At 43.0% G+C, this 19,995-nt stretch carries 5 protein-coding genes; all 5 read left to right on the top strand.

Annotated features, from left to right (window positions below; genetic code table 11):
• Positions 1-1,105: 1,105 nt before the first annotated feature.
• Positions 1,106-11,776 (top strand): hybrid non-ribosomal peptide synthetase/type I polyketide synthase, encoded by a 10,671-nt coding sequence (locus HGR01_RS23510; RefSeq protein WP_052335421.1) that lies wholly within the window; start codon positions 1,106-1,108, stop codon positions 11,774-11,776.
• Between the two features lie 740 nt (positions 11,777-12,516).
• Positions 12,517-12,726: a hypothetical protein gene (locus HGR01_RS23505; RefSeq protein ID WP_155539635.1), complete on the top strand. Its 210-nt coding sequence runs from the start codon at positions 12,517-12,519 to the stop codon at positions 12,724-12,726.
• Positions 12,727-12,851: 125 nt separating this feature from the next.
• The gene (locus HGR01_RS23500; RefSeq protein WP_081584153.1) at positions 12,852-18,659 is read left to right on the top strand and encodes a HEAT repeat domain-containing protein; all 5,808 of its coding nucleotides are present in this window, start codon (positions 12,852-12,854) and stop codon (positions 18,657-18,659) included.
• Positions 18,572-19,768, top strand: a complete 1,197-nt coding sequence (locus HGR01_RS23495) for a hypothetical protein (RefSeq protein WP_045874223.1) — start codon at positions 18,572-18,574, stop codon at positions 19,766-19,768. The genes HGR01_RS23500 and HGR01_RS23495 overlap by 88 nt, the downstream gene beginning before the upstream one ends.
• Entirely contained in the window at positions 19,750-19,992 is a 243-nt protein-coding gene (locus HGR01_RS23490; protein WP_052335423.1) for a hypothetical protein, read from the top strand. Before HGR01_RS23495 ends, HGR01_RS23490 begins: the two co-directional genes overlap by 19 nt.
• The last annotated feature ends 3 nt before the right edge of the window (positions 19,993-19,995 follow it).

Here is a 19,995-nt window from a genome sequence, read left to right as displayed (position 1 = left end):
AGCGCCCCGCCGCTTGAGGCATAGGGCATTTGCTCGGTTAAGGATTTTCAAGTTGAAATTTGGTTTGGCGAAAAGGTGTACCCCTGCGCTTCAGCAAGCTACGCGTAGCGTCTTTGCAGGAGAAAGGGTAAGGGCTTCGCCGTGAGCGTCAGCCGAACGGTTAAAGGTTTTTTCTTGCCCCTTTTGCCCTTAACCGACAAGTATTGCATTGGTGATCTCTTCCCCATGCCCAATGCCCAAAATCTCCACCCACAAGGGGATGGAGATTTTCATCTAATTTTTATAAGTATCAGGGAAATTATAAATTTTGAGTAAATTTAGTGTAAATACTGAGAACTCAAAGATGATTTCTTTGGTTTTTATTGTACTTTACATAGAGAAAGCAATACTGTGTTTTTCAGTTAACTGGTAGAAATATATAGGAATCATAAATGATTTGTGAAATCTTAACAGATAGGTTTGTTAACCGTTGACAGTCAACATTCAAAACTGATATTTTTCACAACGAAAATAAGATTGCTAAATTCTGCTAAACCTGATTGAACCAAATACTTAATTATTGGCGAAAGATAGCATTTTAAATTAACCAATTTCCGCAGAGTATCTGAGGAAAAACAGATATAATTTAGGCTTTTCTGTACTGATGACTACAATGGCTGTAAATTAAATTTTAAAAGCTTATTGTAAATCATCATAGGCGTTATTTTATAACGTCTATGTTTTAGCGCAGAAATTTGCCTAGCATTACCTATAAATTTTGAGCTAAAAATCTATTCTGGAATTAACTGAATAAGCATAATATACGCTTGTCTCTTCCTTGTAGGAAAAATGCAAGCACAAATTCCTATATATTTGGAGTTTTTATTCCAGATATTGATGCTGTTTGGATGAATTAAGACAAGGGTTTGACACTTTGTCTCAATACATCATGATTTTTTTGGATGTATTAGATTCATATAAAAAAATCATGAAGTTTTTTCTTGCTTCCTTGTCTTCTTCTACGCAAATAATTTCAGTCATCAAAACGGATTTATATATTTCGTCCCAGGTCAACAATTTCCTTTTTGCCAACATATTAAATTAACCAATAATTTCCAACAATCAAATGTTAAACCGCGTATCAGTCATCATCCCTTCATACAACAGCGCTAATTTTTTACCAGAAGCAATTGAGAGTGTACTCAAACAAACTTACCCTGTGTTCGAGATCATCGTAGTAGATGATGGTTCAACTGATGAGACGAAACAAGTTTGCGATCGCTACCCAACCATAAAATATATTTACCAAAGCAATCAAGGACTCATTGGAGCGCGTAATACGGGATTTTACGCCAGTAAAGGAGAATATATCCTCTTTTTTGATAGTGATGACTGCCTTTTACCTAACGCTGTAGAAGCCGGAGTGAATTGCATAAATGCCTATCCAGAAGCAGGCTTTGTCTTTGGTAATTATGTTTTTCAATTAATGAACCCTGATGGCTCATATACAACAGAAGAAATATATGACAATCAAAAGGTAGCAGCTAACTATGAAAATATTCTAGCTGGCAAACTAAAACTCCAAGTTGCTAGTGTTCTTTTTCGACGTACTGCTGTTGAGTCTGTAGGAGCGTTTGACCCAAATTCAAAAGGAGGGGAAGATTATAATTTATTTCTACGAGTTGCTCGTCAATTTCCTATCCACTTCCACGGCCAAACAGTTCTTGAATATCGCTATAATAGCGGTAATATGTCAGGAAATCCGACTTATATTATCAATGTAATACGCGTCCATAGTTTGCAATGGAGCTACATTGAACAATCTGGGAATAAAGAATATGCAGTAGCTTATGAACAGGGCAAGCAAGCTTGGATTAAGCTTTTCATAGAAAGAATGCCCTATGAAATCATGAGATATGCTCAAGCTGGGCAGTGGCTTGAGGCTTTAGGCTATTTACGATTGATATTAAATTACGATCCTCAATTAAAACTTATTGATCAAGAAATTTACAAATTAGCATATCAATCTCTGCGCTCACAATTACAAAAAGTAACTATTGAATCCTCCCTAGCTTACTGGAAACAACAACTAGCAGGAGTAGCACCTTTATTATCACTACCAACCGACCGACCACGACCAGCAGAGCAAAACTTTCAAGGTTCTGAACAATCCTTTGTAATCTCCCATGAATTAACAGCAGCACTCAGCTCATTAAGTCAACAGCAAAATGTCACCTTATTTGTGACCCTCTTAACAGCCTTTAAGAGCTTGCTATACCGCTACACGGGGACAGAGGACATAGTAGTAGGTTCCCCAATTACTGGCCGCGTTAATTCAGAAATCTTTGTTAACGCTTTACCCCTCCGCACTGATATATCTGGAAAACCCAAATTTCTAGAATTACTGCAACGAGTCAGAGAAGTAGCTTTGTTAGCTCAAAAACATCAAGAAGTGCCTTTTGAGATCCTGGTAGAGGAATTGCAGCCCCAATCAGACTTAAGCTACTCACCCTTATTCCAGGTACTGTTTATTATTCAGGAAGATGTTTCCTTAGAAAAGATTGAGCTTTCTAGCTTAACTGCCTGTCCTTGGGTATTAGAAAATAATGCTGGAAAGTTTGATTTAATTTTATTTTTAAAACCAACCAACAATGGATTAGCAGGGAAGTGGGTATATAACACAGATTTATTTGATAGCAATACCATTGAAAGAATAAACGTGCATTTCCAAAATTTACTGGAGAGCATTGTTGCTAATCCCCAAAAGCCTATTTATGAGTTAAATATACTGGCAGAGAAGGAGCGACAAAAATTATTATTTGAATGGAACAATACTCAAATAGTATATCCCCAAGATAAATGTATTCATCGCTGGTTTGAGGAACAAGTTGAACGTACACCTGATGCAGTTGCAGTAGTATTTGAACAACAGCAACTGACCTATCGGCAATTAAATAGCCAGGCTAATCGATTAGCAAATTATTTAATTACTTTGGGAGTCAAAGCAGATACTTTTGTCGGCATCTGTGTAGAGCGTTCCCTAGATATGATGGTAGGGATTTTAGGCATCTTAAAGGCAGGTGGGGCTTATGTACCTTTAGATCCCAAAAATCCCCAAGACCGCTTGGAATATATTTTGACTAATGCCCAAGTGCAAATCTTAGTAACGCAGTCAGCGCTAGTAAATATTTTTCCTGTTTGCGAACAGATGATTTGCTTAGATACTGACAACGAGAAAATTGCTCAATATTCTGACAACAACCCTATCGTCAGTGTCCAGAGTCATAATATCGCTTACATTATTTATACTTCTGGCTCTACAGGCAAGCCCAAAGGGGTATTAGTCAGCCATTACAATGTGGTGCGTTTATTCACAGCCACAGAATCTTGGTATCACTTTAATGAAAGGGATGTATGGACTCTATTTCACTCCTTCGCCTTTGATTTTTCTGTGTGGGAAATATGGGGCGCTTTACTCTATGGAGGGCGTGTTGTCGTTGTTCCCTATTTAGTAAGTAGAGACACAGAAGCATTCTACAATTTATTAGTTTCTGAACAAGTTACTGTCCTTAACCAAACACCATCAGCTTTTTATCAGTTAATTGAAGCCGATAAACTTGCCAAATCCAGAGATGAATTGAGTTTACGGTTTGTGATTTTTGGTGGTGAAGCACTCAACTTGTCTAACTTGCAGCCTTGGTTTGAGCGACATGGAGATCAATCTCCCCAGTTAGTGAATATGTACGGAATTACAGAAACTACCGTTCATGTTACCTATCGTCCTTTAACTTTAGCGGATGCTCAAGCCACAAGTAGTTTAATTGGTCGTCCGATTCCTGATTTACAAGTTTACCTTTTGGATCAATATCTCCAACCTGTACCTATTGGTGTGTGGGCAGAAATGTATGTTGGTGGTGCGGGAGTAGCACAAGGATATTGGCAGCGCGATGAATTAACTAAAGAAAGATTCATCAAACATCCCTTTAGTGATGACTCTCATGCCCGTCTTTATAAAACTGGAGATTTAGCGCGTTATTTGAGTGATGGTAGCCTTGAGTACATTGGGCGCATAGATAATCAAGTCAAAATTCGGGGATTTCGGATTGAGTTGGGAGAAATAGAGTCTGCATTAAGCCAACACCCTGCTATCAATCAAACAGTAGTTACAGTTTATGAAGATAGGCCAGGAGATAAGCGCTTAGTAGCTTACCTAGTTCCTAATCAGGAGCAACAACCAACAATTAATGACCTGCGGGATTTCCTTTCCCAACAATTGCCAGATTATATGATTCCTTCAGCTTTTGTCATGCTGGAGACTCTACCACTCACATCCAACGGCAAAGTTGACCGCAAAGCTTTACCTGCACCCAATAGAAAGATAGAACGTCAAGATCACACTACTCCCACAAGTGAGCGATCGCAATTTCTTCCAGTCAGTCCAAAACCCCAAAATGAAATTGAGAAAACCCTCACTACTATCTGGCAAGAAGTTTTAACCATTGATGAAATTGGCATTGATGATAATTTCTTTGAGCTAGGAGGTCATTCTTTACTCATAGCTAAATTGAGAAACAAAATAGTAGAAGTATTAGGAATCCAAATCTCTATCGTTGATGTATTTCAATATTCAACTATCCGCAGTTTAGCCCAATGTCTATTAGAGCGGACTCAAGCTTCAACACCAAGCACGGCACAAGAGAATCAACACAAGTCTAACTCTGACGTAATAGAGCCAGTAGTATCAACAAAGTTGCACAAAGATATTGCAATTATCGGTATGGCTGGTCGTTTCCCTGGTGCTACCAATATCAATGAATTTTGGCAAAATCTTCGGGATGGAGTGGAATCTATTGCTCAATTGTCAGATGAGGAGTTAAGAGCTTTAGGGGTAGATTCTAGCTTATTAAACAATCCGAACTATATCAGAGCCGCAGCGATTATTCCTAAAATTGCAGAATTTGATGCTGCTTTCTTTGGTTATTCTCCTAGAGAAGCCCAAGTTATAGATCCTCAGCAAAGAATTTACCTAGAGTGTGCTTGGTCAGCGCTAGAAGATGCTGGTTATCAACCAGATAGTCATCGTTACACCATCGGTATTTATGGAGGTGTAGCTCCCAGCACTTATTTATTAAATAATATTTTACAGAATGACGATCTGGCCGAAGGTCGTTTGGTAGAGTCAGCCTCATGGTTACAAGCATTTATCGGCAATAGTACAGATTTTCTCAACACGCGGGTAGCTTATAAACTGAATCTCACAGGGCCAGCAATTAATCTGCAAACAGGCTGTTCTACTTCCTTAGTGGCTATCCACATGGCTTGTCAAAGCTTATTAAGGGGAGAATGTGACATAGCGCTAGCTGGTGGTGTTTCCCTACAGCAAAAGACTGGTTATGTATATGAACAAGGGATGGTTTTCTCTCCCGACGGTCATTGTCATGCATTTGATGCGTCGGCTCAAGGTATGGTTGCTGGCGATGGTGTGGGGATTGTCGTCCTTAAACCATTACAACAGGCGATCGCAGATGGAGATCATATTTACGCCACCATCAAAGGTAGTGCCATCAATAATGATGGTAACTTAAAAGTTGGCTTTACTGCTCCTGGTGTTGATGGTCAAGCTACAGTAATTGCGGCTGCACACAGAGATGCCAGAATTGAACCGGAAACTATTACTTACATAGAAACGCATGGTACTGGTACTCCATTGGGAGACCCCATTGAAGTGGCTGGACTGACTCAAGCCTTTCGTCTTAAAACAGATAAAACAGGCTACTGTGCTATCGGTTCAGTCAAAACTAATGTTGGACATTTGAACACAGCCGCAGGTGTGGCTGGTTTTATCAAAACAGCTTTGGCACTGAAACATCAACAGATACCGCCTAGCCTCAACTTTGAAAAACCTAACCCGGAGATTGATTTTGCTCATAGTCCTTTCTATGTCAACACTAAACTTTCTGCATGGGAACGCAATGGTTCTCCCCGTCGTGCAGGAGTCAGTGCCTTTGGTTTTGGTGGGACAAATGCTCATGTAGTGTTGGAAGAGTGGGATCACACTACAAGCAAGTCCAAAGTCAAAGCGAAAAACTCCCAAGAATTATTAGTTTTATCAGCTAAGACTGCTTCGGCTTTAGATACAGCAACTCTCAATTTAGCTAATTACTTACAACAAAACCCAGAAGTAAATTTAGCTGATGTTGCCTATACTTTAAGTATTGGTCGTGTAGGCTTTAACCACAGGCGCATCGTTGCGGTTAGTGATATTGAAGATGCTGTTAATGCTCTAAATAATAGAGACAAAAAACGAGTTTTTACTAATTCCGGTAAAATTAAACCGCGTTCTGTAGTCTTCATGTTCTCTGGACAGGGTTCTCAATATGTAAATATGGCACGGGAACTCTATGAAACAGAAGCTTATTTCCAAGAACAAGTTGACTTGTGTTGTGAAATTTTACAACCACATTTAGGTTTTAATTTACGCGATGTTTTGTATCCCAATGTAGCAGAAATTGCCACCGCCACAGCCAAACTAACTCAAACAGCTACTACCCAACCTGCATTATTTGTAATTGAATATGCCATTGCTAAATTATGGATGAAATGGGGAATCATCCCTGTAGCCATGATTGGTCATAGTATTGGCGAATATGTAGCAGCAACATTAGCCGGAGTCTTTACTTTAGAAGATGCTTTAGCCTTAGTTGCAACCAGAGGTCAACTCATGGAGTCTATGCCTCCTGGTTCAATGTTAGCTGTGCCTCTACCTGAACATGAAGTCCAACCATTATTAGCAGGAACTTCGCTACAAATTGCAGTGATTAACAGTCCTTCTAATTGTGTAGTTTCAGGAACCACAGCAGCAATAGAAGCATTAGCTAAACAGTTAGCAGAAAAAGAAATTGAAGGACGGTTTTTGCATACTTCCCATGCCTTCCATTCGCAAATGATGGCAGAAATATTAGAACCGTTTACAGATAAGGTGAAACAAATTCGCCTGAATGTGCCAAACATTCCCTTTGTTTCTAATGTAACTGGAACTTGGATAACGGTTGAAGATGCTACCAACCCCAATTATTACGCTCAACATCTGCGTCAAGCTGTACGTTTTGCTGATGGTATCAAACAATTCTTTGATAACCCAGAGCAAATTTTATTAGAAGTCGGGCCAGGAAGGACATTAAGTACTTTAGCTCAACGCCATCCCGATAAACCAAAAGAGCAAATTACTCTGACTTCAGTTCGTCATCCTCAAGATGAATATTCTGATGTGAGTTTCTTGCTAAATAATCTCGGTCAAATGTGGTTAGCTGGTTTAGAAATAAATTGGTCAGCTTTTTATAGTGAACAGCCACATTATCGTCTTCCTTTACCTACTTATCCTTTTGAAAGGAAACGCTATTGGGTTGAACCATCAAAGCCAACACAAAAAATTCAACTCTCAGCAACAAAAGCACTAGATATTTTTGATGAAGCTGAGACTGTCTCTGAGCAATTATCATCCCAAACTGAACTAATTCAAACACCCCAAAAACAGCTAGAGAAGACTATTATCAACATCTGGCAACAGGTTTTGGGCGTTGATAACATTGGACTTGATGATAATTTCTTTGAATTAGGCGGTGATTCTTTAGTTGCAGTTCAACTGCTGTCTAAGCTCAGAAAAAATATTGACCTCAAAGCATATTCTGGACTAGAACTATCTTTAGATCAGCTATTTAAAACACCAACCATAGCTGAACTTCTGGGAACTCTAAGCATTGCCAAAACTGATGAACCAGCTTCTACAGACTCTCAAGCGTTGACAATTCGCCCTAGAGCAAATAGAGACTCAGCTTTGTTATCTTATCCCCAACAAAGTTTGTGGTTTTTGCACCAATTAGAACCAAATAGGTCAGATTATCATATTTTCCAAGCCGTACACCTCACTGGGAGATTGAATGTAGAAGCATTACAACAATCTCTAGATGCCATAGTCGCTCGTCATGAAGTATTAAGAACAAACTATATCAGTGAAAATGGCGAACCTATTCAGGTAATTAGTCCTCCAAGACCAGTAGAATTACAAATCATTGACTTACAAAACTATCCGCCATCAGAGCAAGAAACCGCAGTAAAAGAGTATTTAAACCAGGAAACTCAGCGAATTTTCCACTTATCAGAAGACTTAATGCTGCGGGGTTGCTTGCTGAAAATAGCCGCAGAGGAGCATATCCTGCTGTTAGTCACGCAGCACATAGCCACAGATGGCGAATCAATGGCGGTAATCTCCAAAGAATTGAAAGCACTGTATACGGCATTTTGTAACGGAGAGTCGCCAAAATTAGCAGAGTTACCTATCCAGTATGGGGACTTTGCTGTGTGGCAGCAAGAATGGTTGCAGGGAGAAGTTTTAGAATCCTTACTGGGGTATTGGCAAAAACAAATGGTAGGCGCACCAGCCTTATTACCATTACCGACAGATAGACCAAGACCAGCAGTCCAAACATACCGAGGTAGTTCGCACTATTTTACGCTATCCCATGAACTCATCCAAGGTTTGAGTTTATTGAGTCAGAAGGAAGGGGTGACCTTATTCATGACTCTGTTAGCAGCATTTGACATCTTGCTTTATCGCTATACAAATAGCGAAGATATTGTAGTAGGTGTACCTTTTGCTAACAGAAATCGCCAGGAAATAAGCGGCTTAGTAGGCTTTTTTGTGAATACTTTAGCGATGCGGACTCCTTTGTCTGGGGAACTGAGTGTTCAGGAATTATTGGGTCGGGTCAAAGAAGTGACTTTGGGAGCTTATACTCATTCTGACTTGCCCTTTGAGAAACTTGTAGCAGAATTACATCCGCAACGAGACTTAAGTTATTCACCATTATTTCAAGTACTTTTAGTCTTTGCTGATAATCCTTTCTTACAAAATCAAGAGCTTCCTGGTTTAAAGTTAAGTGAGTATTCTGTAGAAAAGAACACAGCACAGTTTGATTTGACTTTATTCTTAATCACATCCAAGAACGAAGAAGGCTTGCGGTGTGAATGGGAATATAATACCGATTTGTTTGATAGCGACACAATTAGCCGCATGGCAGCAAATTTTGAAGTGTTGCTGACAGCAATCGTAGCTAATCCCCAACAAGCAATTTCTGAGTTACCGCTACTAACAGCACCAGAAAAACAAAAGTTATTGGTAGACTGGAACGACACTCAGATAGATTATCCCCAAGATAAATGTTTGCCTCAGTTATTTGCAGAGCAAGTAGAGCGCACTCCAAATGCAGTAGCAGTCGTCTTTGAAGAGCAAAAACTTACCTATCGAGAGTTAAATAATCGGGCAAATCAACTAGCACATTATTTGAGCAAGCTGGGAGTGCAACCAGATGTAGGAGTAGGTATATGTGTAGAACGCTCCTTAGAGATGGTAGTCGGATTATTAGGCATTCTCAAAGCCGGGGGAGCTTATGTACCTTTAGATCCGGCTTATCCCAAAGATAGATTGAGTTTTATGCTCAAAAACTCGCAAGCAATGGTGCTGGTGACGACAAAAAATTTAGTGGCAGAATTGCCAGCAGATGAAACAAAAGTTGTTTGTTTAGATAGTAACTGGAGTGATATTAACCAAGAAAGTCACGAGAATTTAGTCACTGGGGTTAAACCAGAAAATCTCGCTTATGTAATCCATACATCAGGTTCCACAGGGATGCCAAAAGGGGTAGCGATGACTCAAATGGCCCTTTGTAATCTCATCTTGTGGCAACTAGAAAATACCACCGTTCTAGGTGAAGCAAAAACTCTGCAATTTTCGCCCATCAGCTTTGATGTTTCCTTCCAAGAAATGTTCTCTACTTGGTGTTCAGGCGGAACATTAGTATTGATTGCAGAGGAATTACGCCGCGATCCATTAGCTTTATTAAACTTACTCAACCAAAAAGCTGTTAATAGACTATTTCTCCCCTTTGTAGCCTTACAACAACTAGCAGAAGTAGCAGTTACAGCTAAATTATTCCCCCAACATCTGCGAGAAGTGATTACTGCTGGTGAACAATTGCAGATTACCCCTGCCATTCAGGAATTTTTTACGCAGGTCACAAATTGCACTTTACACAATCACTATGGCCCATCGGAAAGCCATGTAGTCACTACTTTTACCTTAGATAATTCAGTCCAGAATTGGCCAAAATTACCACCAATTGGGAAAGCGATCGCCAATACTCAGATATATATTCTTGACTCTCGTATGCAACCAGTGCCCATCGGTGTAGCTGGGGAGTTGTATATTGGCGGTGATTGTCTAGCTAGAGGTTATCTCAATCGCGACGATTTAACATCAGCAAGATTTATTCCCAATCCCTTGAGCAATGATCCAAATGCACGGCTTTATAAAACTGGGGACTTGTGCCGTTATTTGAATGACGGCAACATTGAATATCTGGGACGCATAGATAATCAAGTCAAAGTCCGCGGCTTCCGCATCGAATTGGGAGAGATAGAAGCTTTACTGAGCCAACACCCAGCCATAGCTCAGGTAAGCATCATTGTGCGTGAAGATATTCCTGGTGATAAACGCTTAGTAGCTTATTTTGTTCCTCATCAAGAACCTGCGCCTACTAGCAGCGAATTACGGCACTTCTTACAGCAAAAATTACCAGATTATATGCTGCCTGCTGCTTTTGTGATGCTAGAGTCTTTACCACTAACTCCCAGTGGCAAAGTGGATCGCCGCGCCTTACCTGCAATAGACAACATAAGACAAGGGACAGAAGCTACTTTTGTCGCTCCCCAAGAAGAATTAGAAGTGCGGCTGACGAAAATTTGGGAAGATATTCTAAATGTGCGACCTATCGGCATTAAAGATAACTTTTTTGAATTAGGTGGTCATTCGCTATTAGCTGTACGCTTGTTTGCCGAAATAGAGAAGATGTGCGATCAAAAATTGCCTTTGGCTACTCTCTTCCAGGCACAGACAATTGAGCAGCTAGCTGGTGTGCTCCGCGAATCCGGCTGGTCAGCACCTTGGTCATCTTTAGTACTAATTAAACCCGGCGAACAAAAACCACCTTTATTCTGTGTTCATCCTGTTGGTGGCAACATTTTAGAGTATCAGGCGGTGGCACGTTATCTTGACCCAGATCAGCCAGTTTATGGCATACAAGCTGTAGGCTTAGATGGGAAACAACAGCCGCTACGACGGGTTGAAGATATGGCTCAACACTATGTCGAAGCCATTCGCTCTGTTCAGCCCAATGGCCCTTATTTTCTAGCTGGTTATTCTTTTGGTGGACTAGTTGCTTTTGAAATGGCACGACAATTAAATGCTCAAGGACAGAATGTTGCACACTTAGCATTGTTTGATCGTAGCGCTCCCAATTTTGTCAGTATTCGTCCATCTTTGCTTCAATGTATCCAGATTCATTTAAATAATATCTGGCAACTTGAGCATAAAGACAGGTGGAATTACATCAAAGCTCGGGTACTCTACCGCTCTGGTCAAGTAAATTATAAGCAAGGATTACTAGAGGGATTATCTGAACTACAAACTCTCACTCCCCAATACTTAAATTTGATTGACTGTAACGAACAAGCAGCCGAAGATTACAAACCTCAGGGAATTTATCCAGGTAACGTCTCTCTTTACCGTTGTAAAATTCAACGTCCACAAGAAACGCTCTCGGCTGATTTCGGTTGGAGCAATTTAGTAGCTGGGAATGTAGAAATTCTTGATATTCCTGGTGAACACTATGGGATGTTAAGAGAACCTCGGGTGCAAATTTTGGCGGAAATTCTGCAGCGTTGTCTAAAGCAAGCAAATTAATTTGTGAGGTAGAGGAATTAAGGGCAAGGCACTGCCTTGTACAAATACCTCGCGCCCTCATCCCCTAACCCCTTCTCCTGCGGGAGAAGGGGAATTAAATCTCTTGCTCCCTTCTCTCTCTGGGAGCTATGGTGTACACACAAGTACTATCTACAAGGGTTTCAGGCGTTATAGTCCCCTTAAAATGTCATTACGAGCGCAGCGATAGCGGAGCGAAGTAATCACATAATCCCGTGGTTTTTGCGATTGCTACTCTTCGAGAACGCTCCGCGAACGTCGTTCCTCCTCTCTACGAGACGCTACGCGAACGCAATGACAGGCTTCCAGAGCGATCGCACAACCATTAGTTAGATGACGAAACCAAGTACTAGGGGGAATTTTAAGACTTGTGTGTACACCGTAGCTCTCTGGGAGAGGGGCTGGGGGTGAGGGCGAAACCTAGTACCCAAGCGGGTTTCACCTTAAGTTGACACCACTGGCAAGATGCCCGCCCCACAAGATAGAATAATTTATTTCTTGGAAATCCCTTAGGGACTTCCAAATAAAAAAATATCCCAGTATTTATTGTGGGGTGGACATCTTGTCCGCCCAGATTATGTCGCGGGCAAGATGCCCGCCCCACAAGATGGAATAATTTATTTCTTGGAAATCCCTTATTCATAGACAAAGCGATCGCCTTTTCAATAAATGAGACCTCATTGGTTGTGAATGAGCGCTGGTTGTGAACGAAGGAGCGCTCATTGATAGACAACCCGATCACGTTGGTTGTGAAGGAACCGATGTTCTCTATGGATGAGCGCTCATTGATAGACAACCCGATCACGTTGGTTGTGAAGGAACCGATGTTCTCTATGGATGAGCGCTCATTGATAGACAACCCGATCACGTTGGTCATGAAGGAACCGATGTTCTCTATGGATGAGCGCTCATTGGTAAACAACCAGATCTAATTGGTTGTGAATCCCTTAATTTTCCCCCTTCCCCCTTCCCCCTTCCCCTTTCCCCCTTCTTCCCACCCAGCCAATCCCACTGCTACACTAACTTAATTGGACAAAGGACAAATGACCAAGAACAAATGACAACTAAGAGCCTTTTGTTCTGTCTCCCCATCATGCCCAAAAATGCCGGCAACCGTCGCAGGTTATCGCGGATTTTCCTGTTTATTTTTACTTGTGTACTAACTGTTATCTTTTCCCTGAGTTGGGTAAATGCCGAAGAAGAACCCAAACCCAAGCCTCAAGATTGGGAAATTAAAGGCATTCTCGCAGCCCTGGCAGACCCCTATGCTGGAGTGAGGCTAGAAGCGGTAAATAAATTGGGAGAATACAAGCTAGATAATCCCAAAAAGCAAATTCCCAACTATCAAGATGTTGTAAATCTGCTTGTTAAGCAGCTATTGCCACCAGACACAGAAGAAAAAGAAGAAAAGAGCCTTTCTCGTAGAGCCGCAGCCTCGGCACTGGGGCAGATGCAAGCCAAAGACTTTGCCGCCAACGTCGCCGCACTCCTCAAAGATTCTGAATCATATGTTCGTAGAGCCGCAGCCTCGGCACTGGGGCAGCTGCAAGCTAAAGACTATGCCGCCAACATCGCCGCACTCCTCAAAGATTCTGACTCTGATGCTCGTAGAGCCGCAGCCGATGCATTGGCGCAGATGCAAGCCAAAGACTTTGCCGCCAACGTCGCCGCACTCCTCAAAGATTCTGACTCTGATGCTCGTAGTGCCGCAGCCGATGCATTGGCGCAGATGCAAGCCAAAGACTTTGCCGCCAACGTCGCCGCACTCCTCAAAGATTCTAACTGGAATGTCCGTAGTGCCGCAGCCAAAGCACTGGGGCAGATGCAAGCCAAAGACTTTGCCCCCAACGTCGCCGCACTCCTCAAAGATTCTGAATCATATGTCCGTAGTGCCGCAGCCAAAGCACTGGGGCAGATGCAAGCCAAAGACATTGCCGCCAAGGTCGCCGCACTCCTCAAAGATTCTGACTCTGATGCTCGTAGTGCCGCAGCCTCGGCACTGGGGCAGATACAAGCCAAAGATATTGCTGCCAATGTCGCCACACTCCTCAAAGATTCTGACTCTGATGCTCGTAGTGCCGCAGCCTCGGCACTGGGGCAGATGCAAGCCAAAGACTTTGCCGCCAACGTCGCCGCACTCCTCAAAGATTCTGACTCTGATGCTCGTAGTGCCGCAGCCTCTGCACTGGGGCAGATGCAAGCCAAAGACTTTGCCGCCAACGTTGCCGCACTCCTCAAAGATTCTCAATCATATGTCCGTAGTGCCGCAGCCTCGGCACTGGGGCAGATGCAAGCCAAAGACTTTGCCGCCAACGTTGCCGCACTCCTCAAAGATTCTGACTCTGATGCTCGTAGTGCCGCAGCCTCTGTACTGGGGCAGATGCAAGCCAAAGACTTTGCCGCGAATGTCGCCGCACTCCTCAAAGATTCTGAATCATATGTCCGTAGTGCCGCAGCCTCTGCACTGGGGCAGATGCAAGCCAAAGACTTTGCCGCGAATGTCGCCGCACTCCTCAAAGATTCTGAATCATATGTCCGTAGTGCCGCAGCCTCGGCACTGGGGCAGATGCAAGCCAAAGATATTGCTGCCAATGTCGCCACACTCCTCAAAGATTCTCAATCATATGTCCGTAGTGCCGCAGCTTCTGCACTGGGGCAGATACAAGCCAAAGACTTTGCCGCCAACGTCGCTGCACTCCTCAAAGATTCTGACTCCGATGTCCTTAGTGCGACACTGGAAGCTTTATTAAAACTAGGTAAGCAAGGTTTGCCCGTTTTAGTGCAAGTTCTGGATATAGTGCAAAAATATCCTTCTGGCGTAAGTCAATTAAGATTTCTGGCGCATTTCATCGGTGGTGGCGACGAAAATGTAGAAACTTTGATGCAATGGATTGGCAAGCCTAAGACCAAACCAAATGATTTGACTCCTGACAAGGGTAGAGAAATCATGGAATTGTTTGATCAAGCCTGGAAACTTAGTGATTATCTTCCAGAATTGCGGGTTGAATTGGCACAACGAATTGCTGTAGTTGCTAAACTAGTTCATTGGCAAGTATGGGATATCGCGTTACTTCAACGTCACCATGAAAACCTTAAAAAAGGTGGATATAACGAAGCTGATACTTTGCAGCGTGTCATTGATAATCTAGCATTTTGGAAGTGGTTTTTCCTCGCCAGAAACATCATCCTCATTCACCTTGCCATTTGGCTTACCCTCATCCTTGCCTACCCTAAATTTACCCAAATTCTCGCACCTTTATTCTGGAATCCTTGGGCAAGGCGAATTCTCGGTTTTGGTTACATTGGCTTACTCTTAACTTGGGTTCCTTGGCTGCGTCAAAGATTGTTAGAACCATTTCAACCTTTGCTGCTAGCAGATGCGGGGTTAGATAATTTCGTTGAGCAAGCTTATTTTGGTGAGTCTTTTGTCAAGGTTCCACGGGGGGGAGGGGGAAAGGGACAGGGGAAGGGGGAATGGGGAAGAAAGCAAAATTTTCTAGCGAAATTTATCAGCCGTCATTGCGAGCGTAACGCAGTGGAGCGAAGCAATCTCCGGATCTTGCGATTGCTTCACTACGCTGTCGCTCCGTTCGCAATGACAAGTAGGATTTTGCGAAAAGGGGTACAGCCAAAGACAGATTTCACGGACAACATAACACCAGAAATTCAACCAATTACCCAAGCAATCCCCACACTGCAAGGGCAAATCGTCTTAGAAGGCGAATCTGGTTTAGGTAAATCAATGTTTCTCCGCCATTTAGCGAACAACTCCCAGCGCTTATTTGTTTACCTCCCCGCCCAAAAGTGTGACAAAGGCGTACTAGAAGCAATTTATGCCAAGCTACGGGGACAGGTAGACGATACCAAATTCCTCAAAAACCTGATTTACAACCGAGCCTTAGATATCTGCATCGACGGACTCAACGAAGTCACCGCCGACACCAGGGCGAAAGTCTCCCAGTTTGCCGAAAGCTTTTTTGGTGGCAATATCATTATGACCACCCAGCCCCTAGATTGGGTACCCCCTTCCACAGCGAAGAAATATGAATTGCAGCCATTGCAGCGAGAGCAGATTGAGCGGTTTTTGCTGACGAGGGGACTGGGGATTGGGGACTGGGGACTGGGGACTGGGGAACGGGGATTGGGGAATGGGGAAAATGTAGGGTGTGTTACGCCGCAGGCTAACGCACCATCGGAGACTGACGTACCCAGCGAGATTTCCGGTGCGTTAGGACTATCATCCATAACCCACCCTACACAAAATGATGTAGGGTGTGTTACGCCGCAGGCTAACGCACCATCGGAGACTGACGTACCCAGCGAGATTTCCGGTGCGTTAGGACTATCGTCCATAACACACCCTACGCAAAATGATGTAGGGTGTGTTACGCCGCAGGCTAACGCACCATCCGAGGCTGGCGTACCCAGCGACGCTTCTGGTGCGTTAGGACTATCGTCCATAACGCACCCTACGCAGAGTAAATACGCGCAAGCTTGTACCAACTACCTCGCGGAAGCCTTTAACGAACAACAATCGCCGGAAGATTTAGCCGCAGCCAAGCGCATTCTTTCTAACCCGATGGATTTAACGCTGGTGGCGTTGATGCTATCACAGGGACAGCAACCTAATTTATTTCGCTTGCAAGAACAGCAATATCAGCTAATGTCGGCGGAATACCAGCGAGAATGGCATCAGGTATTCCCTTTAAAGCGATTCTCTCAAGCTGTTTACCAAATGCGGCTCAATGATCAAACCATCATACCCGCCCAGGAATTTCAACGGGAATTAACCAGCTTGGAAGATGAAAAATATAAAATGGTCATCAGCCGTCAATGGGAAAATGACAAGGGCGAAGCCGAGAAAATCTGGTATTTCCGCCACGATAAAATCATGGAATTCTTCTTGGTGCAAAACTTTCTGGGTGAAGGTGAAGCAGTTCAAGAACGAGTTAATCAACACATTAACGATCCCAGATTTCGCGGTGTCTATCTGTTATTAGCTAATTTACTGCCTTTAGATGCGGCTGTGGAACTGCGAGAACATATTATTGAATATGCAGCTAACAGCAAAGACCATACTTTAAGTGATAAGTTTTTCCAGTTAGTACAGTTACGCTTACCTTCTCAATGGACTCAAGCCGAGACATTTAAGCAATTCCTACAACAACACGAACAGAAAACTGAATATTTAGATTTAGTAGCCAAGTTTTTAGAACAAGTTGATGCTCAGGTAAAGCGGGAAAAAGAATATCTAATTATCGAATCTATTACCAGTAGTCTCAGCAGTTATGCCCCTTTCCCGGTTTTAATTACTGTTGATACCCCCACCGATAAAGATATTATCCAATTGGTAGAACTTGCCCAGCAATTACCTACAGAACAAACCCAAAAAGCTGGCTTATTAATCTACAAACTCCCGCCAGATACTACAGCCAGAATGGAAATTGCTAAGGTACGGTTACGCGATGCTTTTCTGCTGATTCCCATGCCATTATCATCTGTAGAAAAGGCATTAAGCAATAAATATGACTGTATCGGCTTGCTGGAAGAATATACTGATAGATACCTGCAACGGGCTGATTTCTTTGATGATAGAAACGCCATCACCGATACCTTATCATTTTTCGGGCGCACAGAATTACTACAACGCTTAGGCGAAGAATTAATCAGATATCAAGGTGTGGGTTTATTTGGCTTACGCAAGTCAGGTAAAACCTCAGTGTTATTTCAATTAGACTTTATGCTGCGGGAATATCCTATAGTCCGCATCGATTTACAAAGTTATAGCAATTCTCGCTACGGTGCGAATTTATTTAACAAGTTTATCCAATGTCTCTCAACTCTAGAAAGTGCCGAACCACTCCCCCAATTTCCACCTTTCGCCACCGATAAACCAGCCAGCGAATTAGCGAGTGAATTTATTCAACGAGTAAATCAACTTGCAAGCGCCATTCAGAAAAATAATCAATATAAATTGCCGATTCTCTGCTTTTTAGATGAAGTCGAAAGGATTATTCCCACCCCAGCAGACAGCCGCGAAAAAGCCGAAGAATTTAATGCTGTTTTTGGTGCGTTGCGAGTATTATGCCAACAACAACGGCAAATCTCATTACTCATTGCTGATGTGCATCCCGATTGTAATCGCATTAATTATTGGTCACAACCAGGAGTTGCCACAAATCCAGTCTATAGCTTCTTCAAAGAAATCTTTTTAGCTCCTTTCTCCACCGATGAAACCCAAGATATGCTGGTGAATCTGGGTAAGTTAATGGGCTTAGAATTTGACACAGATACGCCCCAACAAATCCACAACCAAAGCGGCGGACATCCCTTTGTATCTCGTCAATTAGCTCGCTTTTTAACAGAGAAGATTAAAGATAATAATACCAAGCTCAATCAAAATGGTAATCTGCTAATTACCTGGGCAATGGTAGAACCTTATTTAGCCAGAACCTTAACCCAGAAAGGCGAATTAAAGAATTACCTGGAAAAAAGCATTTGGGAAGACTTAGAAAAACGCAACTTTCAAGTTGCAATCTCAATTTTGCGCGTTATCGCCTGTAACGAACCATTCCACGACAAAATCCCCCAAGCAGCCCTACTCCACCACCTGCAAAGCCGCTTTACCGCCAACCAATGCCTAGATGCTTGTAATTGGCTCACAAATGTTGGATTGTTGTATCAAGAGGAAATTGAGCATCAGGATTTCTACCATCTCCGAATTCCTCTATTATCACATTGGATACAGATGCAAATGACAGTAGAGGAAAGCGAACAATGTCGGATTTTGGTGGAGAACGTCCCTTCGATAACTACCGCGTCGCCATTACAGATCCCTCCCACTTCTTCGGACGCAGCGACTTAATTAATACCATGCTCAAATCCCCCTTTCAAGTGCGGATTTTGTTAGGCGGAAGGCGTTTAGGTAAAACCAGCGCTTTACGGGCTGTGGAATGGAATTTACTTAATCCTACTAGCAGTTATCCCCGGCGCGCCTTCCCCGTATTAATTAACCTCCAGTTAGAACAACCCAAAGACTTAGACAACCTGCGTTACCTCCTCATCGCCAGACTGCGGGAAGCCATAGAAAGGTGGCGACAAGTTCCTTTAACCGAAATTCGCCAAATGTACCGCGACTTTCTCGGTAAAATCACAGGTGGAGAAGTAACCTTAAAGTTCCTCAGCCAAGCAGATATTAAATTAAATTTTACTAATGCCGATACAGAAAAGCGTTTAGATAACGATAACTTCCGGTTAGCATTCTTAAAAACCACAGAAGAACTGCGGAAGCTGAAGTTTCAAGGCGTTTGCTTCCTCATCGATGGCGCTGAGTACATTGTCAACGAAGATTGGGCGAATGACGCTTGGGCTTACCTGCGGGGCTTAAAAGATACCGACACCGCCATCAAATCTAGCTTAGGTTTATTACTCTCCGGTTACCGCAACTTAAAGGAATATCAGCAGCGCGTTGGTTCGCCATTATTAAACATCGCCGAAATCGAATGGTTAGGGGCTTTAACTGCAGAAGATACCAAAAAATTGATAGGCGATCGCGCCGAACAAGAAAACATCACTTTAAATGACGATACCATCACCGCAATCCTAGAATGGTCAGGATGTCACCCCTACCTCACCCAACAATCACTCAACCTGATTTTTGACTCCAACCAGCAAGACTTCCGCGATTATCTCATCGACAAATTACTCCAGCACCACGACAAAGACTTTTCCGCCTGGTGGAACGACGAAAACCTCTCCGGCTGTTTTAGCCAAGACGAACGCACAGTTTATTCTGCCCTCATCCATACCCGTACAACCACACCCCTAGAGTTAGCACAATATACCAACTTCAGCCGCGCCAAAGTCACAGAAGCCCTAGAAGTCATCGCTGGTACTGGTGTAATTAGCAGCAGTGATGATGAATATTATACAGTCGGCTCCCGCCTGTTTGAGGAATGGGTGAGGCAGCAGTGAGGGGATTGGGGATGAGGGAGATGAGGGAGATGAGGGAGATGAGGGGGATGAGGGGGATGAGGGGGATGAGGGAGATGAGGGAGATGAGGGAGATGAGGGAGATGAGGGAGATGAGGGAGATGAGGGGGATGAGGGGGATGAGGGGGATGAGGGAGATGAGGGGGATGAGCAGAAATCCCAATTACCCATTACCCATTACCCATTACCCATTACCAATTGACTAATGA

The organism is Tolypothrix sp. PCC 7712 (assembly GCF_025860405.1).
GTDB lineage: Bacteria > Cyanobacteriota > Cyanobacteriia > Cyanobacteriales > Nostocaceae > Aulosira > Aulosira diplosiphon.
The sequence above is the reverse complement of the archived record's forward strand: the minus strand, read 5'-3'. Positions and strand labels throughout refer to the sequence as shown.

Coding starts and splice junctions, on each gene's coding strand:
- HGR01_RS23510 (WP_052335421.1), top strand. CDS start 1,106: ATGTTAAACCGCGTATCAGTCATCATCCCTTCATACAACAGCGCTAAT.
- HGR01_RS23500 (WP_081584153.1), top strand. CDS start 12,852: ATGACAACTAAGAGCCTTTTGTTCTGTCTCCCCATCATGCCCAAAAAT.
- HGR01_RS23495 (WP_045874223.1), top strand. CDS start 18,572: ATGTCGGATTTTGGTGGAGAACGTCCCTTCGATAACTACCGCGTCGCC.
- HGR01_RS23490 (WP_052335423.1), top strand. CDS start 19,750: ATGGGTGAGGCAGCAGTGAGGGGATTGGGGATGAGGGAGATGAGGGAG.